We start from the raw sequence: 11087 nt of genomic DNA, 5'->3' as shown, positions 1-11087 counted from the left end.
CCCCGGGCGCGCCCGGGGCCCCCCGCCCCCGGGGGGGGCGCCGGGGGGGGGGGGGGGCGCGGGGGGGGGGGGGGGCGTCACCCCCCCCCCCCCCCCCCCCCCGACGACTCGGAACGGGGGCCGGGGACCGGATCGGTCATCGGTCCCGCGATGTTGGCGTCGGACCGCAAGGATTCACTCTCCTCGACTTCAGGCTCGCAATGAGGAGAGCCTGCCATGCTTTCGGGGTCGGGAACCAGCGAGGCCCGTGGTTCTGTGGATGAATCCATATCTGTGGCCAACCCGGTACCTCTTACGAGGGGTTTCTTGCCCCGCGGTTCGGAAGCGGCGCGACCTCGGCCGATAATGCCCTGCAGCAGTGAGCGACGTTTCACGTGAAACACGATGCACTCGCCGCAGGGTCAGACCGTCACGACACTCCGCAGTCGATGGCCAGGGCTGCTTCTATGGAGCATCACCGGCGACGGCGTACCCGGTCCGCACGGGCGGCCTTGGCACGCTTCGCGGCGAACCGCACCCCTCCGGGACTCTCCCCGACCTCGGCACGCACCACGGTGGCCGGCGGATCCACCAGCCCCTCCCCGACCCGCAGCACCGAGGAATCGATCACACCGAGCTTACTCAGCGCCGACCTGGCGCCCTTCAGCTCCTCCTCGGCCGTGTCCCCCTTGAGCGCCAGCATCTCCCCGTACGGCCGCAGCAGCGGTACGCCCCAGCCGGCCAGCCGGTCCAGCGGCGCCACGGCGCGGGCCGTCACCACATGGACGGGCTGGAGGGTCCCGAGTACTTCCTCGGCCCGCCCCCGTACCACCGTCACATGGTCCAGGCCCAGCAGCTCGACCACTTCCTGGAGGAAGTTCGTCCGCCGCAGCAGCGGCTCCAGCAGCGTGATCCGCAGATCCGGCCGTACCAGCGCCAGCGGGATCCCCGGCAGCCCCGCGCCCGAGCCGACGTCGCAGACGCTCACGCCCTCGGGCACGACCTCGGAGAGCACCGCGCAGTTCATCAGGTGCCGCTCCCAGAGCCGCGGCACCTCACGCGGCCCGATGAGCCCGCGGGTGACGCCCGCGTCGGCGAGAAGCTCCGCGTACCGGACGGCTGCCGGGAGGGAGTCTTTGAACACCGTCCTCGCCTCGTCCGGCGCAGGGGGAAGCTCTGCTGCCTCCGTCACGGGAACCGTCCTTCCGTACCGAACCACCGGACGGTGGTTCACAGTCACTGTCAGGCTGACAAAGTTCGGCCCCGTCTGTGGACAGACGGGGCCGAGAACCGGGAGACCGCTCAGGCGGGGAGCACGACGACGAAGCGCTGCGGCTCCTCGCCCTCGGACTCACTGCGCAGTCCGGCCGCCGCGACGGCGTCGTGCACGACCTTGCGCTCGAAGGGCGTCATGGGGTTCAGCTTCACCGGCTCACCGGTGCTCTTCACCTCGTCGGCCGTCCTGGCGCCCAGCTCGGCGAGCTCGGTGCGCTTCTTGGCCCGGAAGCCCCCGATGTCCAGCATCAGCCGGCTGCGGTCGCCGGTCTCCCGGTGCACCGCGAGCCGCGTCAGCTCCTGGAGCGCTTCGAGCACCTCGCCGTCCCGCCCGACGAGCTTCTGCAGATCACGGCCGCTCACATCGCTGATGATCGAAACCGCGGCCCGGTCGGCCTCGACGTCCATGTCGATGTCGCCGTCGAGATCGGCGATGTCGAGCAGACCTTCGAGATAGTCGGCCGCGATCTCGCCTTCCTGCTCAAGGCGGGTGAGGGTGTCGCCACCCTCGACGGCGGCGGAGATGGTGCCTTCCGACACGGAGGGACTCCTTCTTGCTACGGACTGGCTACGGGCTACGGGGGCTGCGCTTACTTCTTGGTCGGGTGCTTGGGCCGCTGCTGACCACCGCGCGGCCCGGACTTGGCCCGTGCTCCGCCGTTGCCCTTCTTGCGCGGAGGCTGCTTGGGCTGACGGTCCTCAGGCTCGTCGTTCTTCTGCAGCGACGTCTTCGGCGCCTCGTCGGTGGCGTCGGAAGGCTTCGCCCCCGAGGTCTTGGACGGGGTCTGGTGACCGCCGCCGGCCTGCCGCTTCGACTTGGGCTGACGCTTGGGCTGCTGCCGCTTCGCGGCGTGCGACTCGCCCTCGGGCAGGGCCTCGCCCTTGATCACGGTGCCGTCCGGCTGTGCGACAAGACCCGTCTTGGAGAGGCTGGTGATGAACTTGCGCTCATTGTCGTTGCGGTCGGGCCCCTTGGCCACGATCGCCGAGACGATGTTGCGCCGGCGCTTCGAGCGGACCTCGTTGTGCGTGGCGATGCTCTTGAGCAGCCGCTCCAGGTACTGGTCCTGGGCCTTGCTGCCCGGCGTCGGGTTCTGGTTGATCACGTACATCTGCTGGCCCATGGTCCACACGTTGGTGGTCAGCCAGTAGACGAGGACACCGACGGGGAAGTTGATGCCCGTCACCAGGAAGATCACCGGGAAGATGTACATCAGCATCTTCTGCTGCTGCATGTACGGCGTCTTGACCGTCAGGTCGACGTTCTTCGTCATCAGCTGGCGCTGCGTGTAGAACTGCGACGCCGACATCAGGACGATCATGATCGCGGTGACGACACGTACGGAGGTCAGCGTCGCGTCCAGGGAGGCGACCTTGTCGGCGCTGTCCGTGAACTTGGCCGCCAGCGGGGCGCCGAAGATGTGCGCCTGGCGCGCGCTGTCGAGCAGCGACTGGTTGATGACACCGACCGTCTTGCCCGACGCGATGCTGGACAGCACGTGGTACAGGGCGAAGAAGAACGGTGACTGCGCCAGGATGGGGAGGCACGAGGAGAGCGGGTTGGTGCCCGTCTCCTTGTACAGCTTCATCATCTCTTCGGACTGACGCTGTTTGTCGTTCTTGTAGCGCTCCTGGATGGCCTTCATCTTGGGCTGAAGGACCTGCATGTTCCGGGTCGACTTGATCTGCTTGACGAACAGCGGGATCAGACAGATCCGGATCAGGACCACCAGGGACACGATGGACAGCCCCCAGGCCCAGCCCGTATCGGGACCGAAGATCGCCCCGTACACACTGTGGAACTGGACGATGACCCACGAGACGGGCGTGGTGATGAAGCTGAAGAAACTGGCAATCGTGTCCACTAATCAGGCTCCTTGAGCATGGGACGAGGTCTCTGCGGCCGGACTCGGGGTTTCGGCGGCCGATGCCGAACCCCCGGAAGGCACGCCGGCGGCGGATTGCCCGCCCTTCGTGCCGCGCCACGCGTTGCGCAGCAGTTCATGCCACCGCGGGCGCTTGCGCGGTGGGACGTGGTCCACCCCGCCCGGCGACCACGGATTGCACCGCAGAATGCGCCAGGCCGTCAGACCGATGCCCTTGACCGCGCCATGCCGGTCGATGGCCGTGTAGCCGTAGTGCGAACACGACGGGTAGTACCGGCAGACGGGCCCGAGCAACGGGCTGATCGTCCACTGGTACAGCTTGATCAGAGCCAGCAGCGGGTACTTCATCGCGCGCCCCCTCCCAGCAGCCGCTCAAGGGCGGCGTCCAGGTCTTGGGCCAGCTGTGCATGGTCGGCGTCGCCCGCACCGGGCAGCGCTCGTACGACAACCAGGCTACCGGGGGCCAGCCGGGACAGCCGATCGCGTATGAGGTGACGCAGTCTCCGCTTCACCCGCGTCCGTACAACGGCCCCGCCCACGGCTTTGCTTACGACGAAACCCGCCCGCGTCGGGGGATCGCTCTCCCCAGGCGCGTGCGGGCCCGTAGTACCGCTACGAAGATGTACGACAAGGAGCGGGCGTCCGGCCCGGCGTCCCCGGCGTACCGCGGTCGCGAAATCCTCGCGCCGCCTCAGCCGATTCTCGGTAGGCAGCACGTCATAACCTGTTCGCGATCAGGCGGACAGGTTGGCGCGACCCTTGCCACGGCGGTTCGCGAGAATCGCGCGGCCGGCGCGGGTGCGCATACGGAGCCGGAAGCCGTGGGTCTTGGCACGACGGCGGTTGTTCGGCTGGAAGGTGCGCTTGCTCACTCGGGGGCTCCAGAGATGATGATGGGAAGGCGGGACATCGCCTGGCTGTCACCGTGCGCCCACGAGTAGCTCGCGTTACGCCCGAGTGCACCGCTTCACAACCACGGATCGTGATCTTGCCCATCGGAGGCAGGCGGCAGCAGCCATCGACAACTCGACCTGGTCACGGTACGCGCGGCTACGCCATACGGTCAAACCAGCCAGCTGCCACGGTCCATTATGCACAGCCTGTGGACAACAACTTGAACCGCGCGGGTCGGCCTGACTACCGTGACCGAACTCCGGATTCTTTTCCGCCGGTCTTCCCACCCCGTCCCGAGAACCACACATTCGTGGGACCAGCGAGAGAGCGTGCCCTGTGGCTGACGTACCTGCCGATCTTGCCGCAGTGTGGCCACGAGTGCTGGAGCAGCTGCTCAGGGAGGGCCAGCAGGGCGTCGAGCCCAAGGACAAACAGTGGATCGAGCGCTGCCAGCCCCTCGCGCTGGTGGCCGACACGGCTCTGCTGGCGGTGCCCAACGAGTGGGGCAAGAGGGTGCTCGAAGGCCGCCTCGCCCCGCTCATCAGCGAGACCCTGAGCCGCGAGTGCGGCCGGCCGATCCGTATCGCCATCACCGTCGACGACTCGGCCGGGGAGCCCGTCCCTCCGCTGCCGCAGCAGAACCGCTACCAGAACACGCAGCACGACGACGTCCGCGACCCCCGCGACCGTGATCCCCGTCACGACAACCCGCGGTCGGACGACTCCCGGCACGACGACATGCGCCCGGACGGCGGCGGCTACCACCCCTACGGCCGCCGCTCGCCCGACGACGACGGCATGCCGACGGCCCGTCCCGCGTACCCGGACTACCAGCAGCAGCGCCCCGACCCCGGCTCCTGGCCCCGGACCCAGGAGGACCTGTCCTGGCAGCAGCAACGGCTCGGCGGCTTCCACGACCGTGACCCGTACGCGACCGCGCGACCGCAGCAGCCCCAGCACGACTACCGGGGGCCGCAGCCACCGGAGAGCCGGCCGTACGAGCCGCAGCGCCCCGAGCGGCACGACCAGGACCAGGAGCTGCCGCGGCACGCCGGCCGGACGACCGGGCCGCTCGGCGCGCAGGTCTCGCCGCCGCCGGGACCCGGTGAGCACCACGCACGTCTCAACCCCAAGTACCTCTTCGACACCTTCGTCATCGGGGCGTCCAACCGGTTCGCGCACGCGGCGGCCGTCGCCGTCGCGGAGGCACCGGCCAAGGCGTACAACCCGCTCTTCATCTACGGGGAGTCGGGACTCGGCAAGACGCACCTGCTGCACGCCATCGGCCACTACGCGCGCAGCCTCTATCCCGGCACGCGGGTGCGGTACGTCAGCTCGGAGGAGTTCACCAACGAGTTCATCAACTCCATCCGTGACGGCAAGGGCGACACCTTCCGCAAGCGCTACCGGGACGTCGACATCCTGCTCGTCGACGACATCCAGTTCCTGGCGAGCAAGGAGTCGACGCAGGAGGAGTTCTTCCACACCTTCAACACGCTCCACAACGCGAACAAGCAGATCGTGCTGTCCTCGGACCGGCCGCCCAAGCAGCTGATCACCCTGGAGGACCGGCTGCGCAACCGCTTCGAGTGGGGTCTGACCACCGATGTGCAGCCGCCGGAGCTGGAGACGCGAATCGCGATCCTCCGTAAGAAGGCCGTGCAGGAGCAGCTGAACGCACCGCCCGAGGTGCTGGAGTTCATCGCCTCGCGGATCTCGCGCAACATCCGTGAACTGGAGGGCGCGCTGATCCGCGTGACGGCGTTCGCCTCACTGAACCGGCAGCCGGTGGACCTCGGACTGACCGAGATCGTGCTCAAGGACCTCATCCCCGGCGGCGAGGACTCGGCCCCCGAGATCACCGCGGGCGCCATCATGGCGGCGACGGCCGACTACTTCGGGCTGACCGTGGAGGACCTGTGCGGTTCGTCCCGCAGCCGGGTCCTGGTGACGGCGCGGCAGATCGCCATGTACCTCTGCCGTGAGCTGACCGATCTGTCACTGCCCAAGATCGGCGCGCAGTTCGGCAACCGCGACCACACGACGGTGATGCACGCGGACCGGAAGATCCGCGCGCTGATGGCCGAGCGGCGCTCCATCTACAACCAGGTCACCGAACTCACCAACCGCATCAAGAACGGCTGACGGGCCGGCACAAGGACCCGCACAGGGGTCGGCCGCCGGGTTCAGGGCGCTTCGGGACACCGTTCCGGGGCGCCCTTCGTCATGTCCGGGGAGTCAGCGGCGGGTGACGCGCGCTCAACCGCTGTTCGAATAGAGGGCGTTGCGGGCGGCTTCTCCACAGAAAGCGGCCCGATCTCCCGTCCACACCCTGGGGATCGATAAGTTGTCCAGACTGCGTCCACAGGCGGGCCGACCGGAAGTGGATCATGCCAGGTCAGACCCCTGGGGATTTGTGGCCAACTTTCCTCCACAGCCTGTGGACAGTTTTTTCGCCCACAGGCACGCGCTCCGGTTGTCCACCGGCGGCCCACAGGCAACGGCCCGTTGCCCACAGCTTCGCCCCGCTTCTCCACATCGCTGTCCACTGTTCGGCAACGAAACACGGCTGTTCACCGAGTCGAGTGAAAGGCGTCACACCGAGGTTGCCTCGGCCCCTGTGGGGAACCCCGGAAAACCTGGGGACGGCCCTGGGGAGAAGTCGGGGTGACCTGTGCACCGCATGTGCAGAACTTTCGGCCGTCCACAGAACGACGGGGTTGTCCACCGTCGGCGCCCACAGGACCGGTGGACAAAAAAGCTGGCCTGAGCTGCGGGAACGACGTTATCCACGGAATCCACAGGCCCTACTACTACTAACACCTGGAGTTACCTGGGAATCCGTTTGCAAGTGGGTGCTGTGCACAACTCGGTGCCCGACCGCACCCCGCCGGTTGTCTCGACTTGACCCCGAGCAGCACCGAGTGTCGGTGCCGTACGTCAGACTGTTCCCCGGCAAGCTCACCCTGCCCATGGCGGAGTGAGCTCATGCCGACGACGAAGAAGAAGGCCGGCAGGGCGAGTCAGCAACAGCAGGAGGCGGTTCCGGTGAAGATCCGGGTGGAGCGCGATGTACTGGCGGAGGCGGTGGCCTGGGTGGCCCGTAGCCTCCCGGCCCGTCCGCCGGCCCCCGTTCTTGCGGGCCTTCTGTTGAAGGCCGAGGAGGGCGCGCTCAGCTTCTCCAGCTTCGACTACGAGGTCTCGGCCCGTGTCTCGGTGGACGCCGAGGTCGAGGAGGACGGCACCGTCCTCGTCTCCGGCCGGCTTCTCGCCGACATCTGCCGCGCCCTCCCCAACCGGCCGGTGGAGATTTCCACAGACGGTGTACGGGCGACGGTGGTCTGCGGCTCCTCGCGGTTCACACTGCACACACTGCCTGTGGACGAGTATCCGGCGCTGCCGCAGATGCCCACCGCCACCGGCACCGTGCCCGGTGAGGTCTTCGCCTCCGCCGCCGCCCAGGTGGCCATCGCGGCGGGCCGTGACGACACGCTCCCGGTGCTCACCGGCGTACGGATCGAGATCGAGGGCGACACGGTCACCCTCGCCTCGACCGACCGCTACCGCTTCGCCGTCCGCGACTTCCTGTGGAAGCCGGAGGTCTCCGACATCTCCGCGGTCGCCCTGGTGCCCGCCAAGACGCTGCTGGACACCGCCAAGGCCCTCACCAGCGGTGACACGGTCACCCTGGCGCTCTCGGGCTCCGGTGCGGGCGAGGGGCTGATCGGTTTCGAGGGCGCCGGCCGGCGGACCACCACCCGGCTACTTGAGGGCGACCTCCCGAAGTACCGGACGCTGTTCCCGACGGAGTTCAACTCGATCGCGGTGATCGAGACCGCGCCGTTCGTCGAAGCCGTCAAGCGCGTGGCGCTGGTCGCCGAGCGCAACACCCCGGTGCGGCTCAGCTTCGAGCAGGGTGTGCTCATCCTCGAAGCCGGTTCCAGCGACGACGCACAGGCTGTGGAGCGGGTCGACGCGAAGCTCGACGGCGACGACATCTCGATCGCCTTCAACCCGACGTTCCTGCTCGACGGCCTCAGCGCCATCGACTCGCCCGTCGCGCAGCTCTCCTTCACGACCTCCACCAAGCCCGCGCTCCTCAGTGGGAAGCCGGCGCTGGATGCCGAGGCCGACGACGCGTACAAGTACCTGATCATGCCGGTGCGGCTGTCGGGCTGATCGGCGCGCACCGCCGGGCTGGGGCGTAAGGACCGTCCCACCGGGCCCGGCGTAGGCTCGGGCCGGGGCCCGCGGCACTGTCGCCGCCCGCCCCGTGCCTGAACGACTGTCGGCTCAACGCTTAAGGAACCACTGATGGAGCTCGGTCTCGTCGGCCTCGGCAAGATGGGCGGCAACATGCGCGAGCGCATTCGCCGCGCAGGCCACACCGTCATCGGATACGACCGGAACGCGGACGTCGCGGACGTCCACAGCCTCGAAGAGCTGGTGGGCAAGCTCAAGGGCCCCCGTGTCGTGTGGGTGATGGTCCCCTCGGGTGCGGCCACGCAGTCGACGATCGACGAGCTGGCGGAGCTGCTGTCCCCCGGCGACGTGGTCGTGGACGGCGGCAACTCCCGCTGGACGGACGACGAGAAGCACGCGGTGGAGCTGGGCATCAAGGGCATCGGCTTTGTCGACTGCGGTGTCTCCGGCGGCGTCTGGGGCCTGCAGAACGGCTACGCGCTGATGTACGGCGGCGACGCGGACCACGTCGCGAAGGTCAAGCCGATCTTCGACGCCCTCAAGCCGGAGGGCGACAAGGGCTCGGTCCACGCGGGCAAGGTCGGCGCCGGCCACTTCGCGAAGATGGTCCACAACGGCATCGAGTACGCCATGATGCAGGCCTACGCCGAGGGCTGGGAGCTGCTGGAGAAGGTCGACTCGGTCACCGACGTCCGCGAGGTGTTCCGCTCCTGGCAGGACGGCACGGTCATCCGTTCCTGGCTGCTGGACCTGGCGGTCAACGCGCTGGACGGTGACGAGCACCTGGACGCCCTGCGGGGTTACGCGGACGACTCCGGCGAGGGCCGGTGGACGGTCGAGGCGGCCATCGACCACGCGGTGCCGCTGCCCGCGATCACCGCGTCGCTGTTCGCCCGGTTCGCGTCCCGGCAGGACGACTCGCCGCAGATGAAGATGGTCGCCGCGCTGCGCAACCAGTTCGGTGGCCACGCGGTCGAGCAGGCGGACGAGAGCACACCGGGCAAGCCCGGTAAGCCCGTCAAGCCGGCCGGTCCCAAGAACAAGAAGTAGGCCCTTCGCACACGCGGGGGCGACGCGGGAACAGGGGAGGTCGGGTCGGTCCATGCACGTCACGCATCTCTCGCTGGCCGACTTCCGTTCGTACGCCCGGATCGAGGTGCCGCTCGATCCGGGCGTCACCGCGTTCGTGGGGGCCAACGGGCAGGGGAAGACCAATCTGGTCGAGGCGGTCGGCTATCTCGCCTCGCTCGGCAGCCACCGGGTCTCCTCGGACACCCCGCTGGTGCGGATGGGCGCCGAGCGCGCGGTGATCCGCGCCGCCGTGACTCAGGGCGAGCGCTCGCAGCTGATCGAGCTCGAACTCAATCCGGGCCGTGCGAACAGGGCCAGGATCAACCGGTCTTCGCAGGTCAGGCCGCGTGATGTGCTGGGGATAGTGCGGACGGTGCTGTTCGCGCCGGAGGATCTGGCGCTGGTGAAGGGCGATCCCGGTGAGCGCCGGCGCTTTCTCGACGAGCTGATCACGGCGCGCTCCCCGCGCATGGCGGGCGTGCGCTCGGACTACGACCGGGTGCTCAAGCAGCGCAACACCCTGCTCAAGTCGGCGGCGATGGCACGTCGGCACGGCGGGCGCGGGATGGATCTCTCCACGCTCGACGTGTGGGACCAGCATCTGGCCCGTGTGGGCGCGGAGTTGCTGGCGCAGCGGCTGGACCTGATCGAGACGTTGCAGCCGCTGACGGACAAGGCGTACGAGCAACTGGCGCCCGGTGGCGGGCCGGTGGCGCTGGAGTACCGTTCCTCCTCCGCCGGCTCCGAGGAGTCGGGCGAGGAGCCGCGTACGCGCGAGGAGCTGTACGGGCAGTTGATGGCCGCGCTGGCGGGGACGCGTAAGCAGGAGATCGAGCGGGGGGTCACGCTGGTGGGTCCGCACCGGGACGAACTGCTGCTGAAGCTGGGCCAGTTGCCGGCCAAGGGATACGCGAGCCACGGCGAGTCCTGGTCGTACGCGCTGGCGCTGCGGCTGGCCTCGTACGACCTGTTGCGCGCCGAGGGCAACGAGCCGGTGCTGGTCCTCGACGACGTCTTCGCCGAACTGGACGCGCGGCGCCGGGAGCGGCTGGCGGAGTTGGTGGCGCCGGGCGAGCAGGTGCTGGTCACGGCGGCGGTGGAGGACGATGTGCCGGACATTCTTGCCGGGGTGCGGTTCACGGTGGCCGACGGCACGGTGGAGCGGGCATGAGCGGCCCGGAGCGGCCCGATCCGGCCGGTGCCGCGGCGCAGCCGGCCGCTGCGGCGCCCGTCGAGGCGTCGGGCGTCGACCTGGCGCGGGTCGCGCTGCGGGCGGCGAAGGAGCAGGCGCGGGCGCGTGGCGCCGAGGCCCAGCAGAAGAAGCAGGCCAGACGGGGTGGCGGCCTGCGGTCGGGCTCGGGGAGAGACGGCCGTGATCCGCTGTCGCTGGGCGCCGCGATCAACCGGCTGATCACCGAGCGCGGCTGGGAGACGCCGGCCGCCGTGGGCGGGGTGATGGGCCGCTGGCCGCAGATCGTGGGCGACGACCTGGCCAAGCACTGTGTGCCCGAGCGGTACGAGGAGGACGAGCGGATCCTGACGGTGATCTGTGACTCGACGGCCTGGGCGACGCAGCTGCGGCTGCTGGCGCCGCGGCTGGTGGCCCGGCTGAACGAGGACCTGGGGCACGGCACCGTGAAGGTGATCAAGGTGCGCGGCCCGGCCGGTCCGCCGCGGCGCTTCGGCGGACTGCGGGCGCCGGGCAGCAAGGGGCCGGGGGACACGTACGGCTGAGCCGGAGGCGTACGCGGGCGAACACCGCCCGTACATCCCCGTACA

General features: G+C 69.1%; 11 protein-coding genes. 5 read left to right on the top strand and 6 right to left on the bottom strand.

Going from position 1 to position 11087, the window contains the following annotated elements:
- Positions 1–454: 454 nt before the first annotated feature.
- The 6 genes from rsmG to rpmH all read right to left on the bottom strand — a co-directional run bounded on the left by rsmG (position 455) and on the right by rpmH (position 4012).
- On the bottom strand, positions 455–1171 hold the full coding sequence (gene rsmG / locus ACIBLA_RS18405) for a 16S rRNA (guanine(527)-N(7))-methyltransferase RsmG (protein WP_363240666.1): 717 nt from the start codon (positions 1169–1171) through the stop codon (positions 455–457).
- A 110-nt stretch (positions 1172–1281) separates the two neighbouring features.
- Positions 1282–1794 carry a R3H domain-containing nucleic acid-binding protein gene (locus ACIBLA_RS18400; RefSeq protein ID WP_363240665.1) on the bottom strand — a complete coding sequence of 171 codons (513 nt, stop codon included), beginning with the start codon at positions 1792–1794 and terminating at the stop codon, positions 1282–1284.
- Between the two features lie 50 nt (positions 1795–1844).
- Positions 1845–3119, bottom strand: coding sequence for a membrane protein insertase YidC (gene yidC / locus ACIBLA_RS18395; protein WP_363240664.1), 1275 nt, complete (start codon positions 3117–3119; stop codon positions 1845–1847).
- A gap of 3 nt (positions 3120–3122) precedes the next feature.
- A complete protein-coding gene (gene yidD, locus ACIBLA_RS18390) occupies positions 3123–3488 on the bottom strand; it encodes a membrane protein insertion efficiency factor YidD (RefSeq protein ID WP_363240663.1) in 366 nt (121 codons plus the stop codon).
- Positions 3485–3856, bottom strand: a complete 372-nt coding sequence (gene rnpA, locus ACIBLA_RS18385; RefSeq protein WP_363240661.1) for a ribonuclease P protein component — start codon at positions 3854–3856, stop codon at positions 3485–3487. The genes yidD and rnpA overlap by 4 nt, the downstream gene beginning before the upstream one ends.
- Positions 3857–3874: 18 nt before the next feature.
- Positions 3875–4012: a 50S ribosomal protein L34 gene (rpmH, locus tag ACIBLA_RS18380; protein WP_014047156.1), complete on the bottom strand. Its 138-nt coding sequence runs from the start codon at positions 4010–4012 to the stop codon at positions 3875–3877.
- A gap of 358 nt (positions 4013–4370) precedes the next feature.
- On the opposite strand from rpmH, the gene dnaA reads away from it, so the two are divergent.
- The 5 genes from dnaA (at position 4371) to ACIBLA_RS18355 (ending at position 11042) form a co-directional block, all read left to right on the top strand.
- Positions 4371–6179, top strand: coding sequence for a chromosomal replication initiator protein DnaA (gene dnaA / locus ACIBLA_RS18375; RefSeq protein ID WP_399199140.1), 1809 nt, complete (start codon positions 4371–4373; stop codon positions 6177–6179).
- A gap of 903 nt (positions 6180–7082) precedes the next feature.
- Positions 7083–8213, top strand: coding sequence for a DNA polymerase III subunit beta (gene dnaN / locus ACIBLA_RS18370; protein WP_189106438.1), 1131 nt, complete (start codon positions 7083–7085; stop codon positions 8211–8213).
- Positions 8214–8348: 135 nt separating this feature from the next.
- The gene (gene gnd, locus ACIBLA_RS18365; protein WP_363240659.1) at positions 8349–9287 is read left to right on the top strand and encodes a phosphogluconate dehydrogenase (NAD(+)-dependent, decarboxylating); all 939 of its coding nucleotides are present in this window, start codon (positions 8349–8351) and stop codon (positions 9285–9287) included.
- A 52-nt stretch (positions 9288–9339) separates the two neighbouring features.
- Complete coding sequence (gene recF, locus ACIBLA_RS18360; protein WP_363240658.1) at positions 9340–10479, top strand: DNA replication/repair protein RecF; 1140 nt, start codon at positions 9340–9342, stop codon at positions 10477–10479.
- Positions 10476–11042 (top strand): DciA family protein, encoded by a 567-nt coding sequence (locus ACIBLA_RS18355; RefSeq protein WP_363240657.1) that lies wholly within the window; start codon positions 10476–10478, stop codon positions 11040–11042. Before recF ends, ACIBLA_RS18355 begins: the two co-directional genes overlap by 4 nt.
- Positions 11043–11087: the final 45 nt, after the last annotated feature.

The organism is Streptomyces sp. NPDC050433 (genome assembly GCF_044458565.1).
Taxonomy (GTDB): Bacteria; Actinomycetota; Actinomycetes; order Streptomycetales; family Streptomycetaceae; genus Streptomyces.
The sequence above is the reverse complement of the archived record's forward strand: the minus strand, read 5'-3'. Positions and strand labels throughout refer to the sequence as shown.

Excerpts from the sequence above, each read along its gene's own strand:
- yidD (WP_363240663.1), bottom strand. The coding sequence starts at position 3,488 with ATGAAGTACCCGCTGCTGGCTCTGATCAAGCTGTACCAGTGGACGATC.
- gnd (WP_363240659.1), top strand. The coding sequence starts at position 8,349 with ATGGAGCTCGGTCTCGTCGGCCTCGGCAAGATGGGCGGCAACATGCGC.
- recF (WP_363240658.1), top strand. The coding sequence starts at position 9,340 with ATGCACGTCACGCATCTCTCGCTGGCCGACTTCCGTTCGTACGCCCGG.
- ACIBLA_RS18355 (WP_363240657.1), top strand. The coding sequence starts at position 10,476 with ATGAGCGGCCCGGAGCGGCCCGATCCGGCCGGTGCCGCGGCGCAGCCG.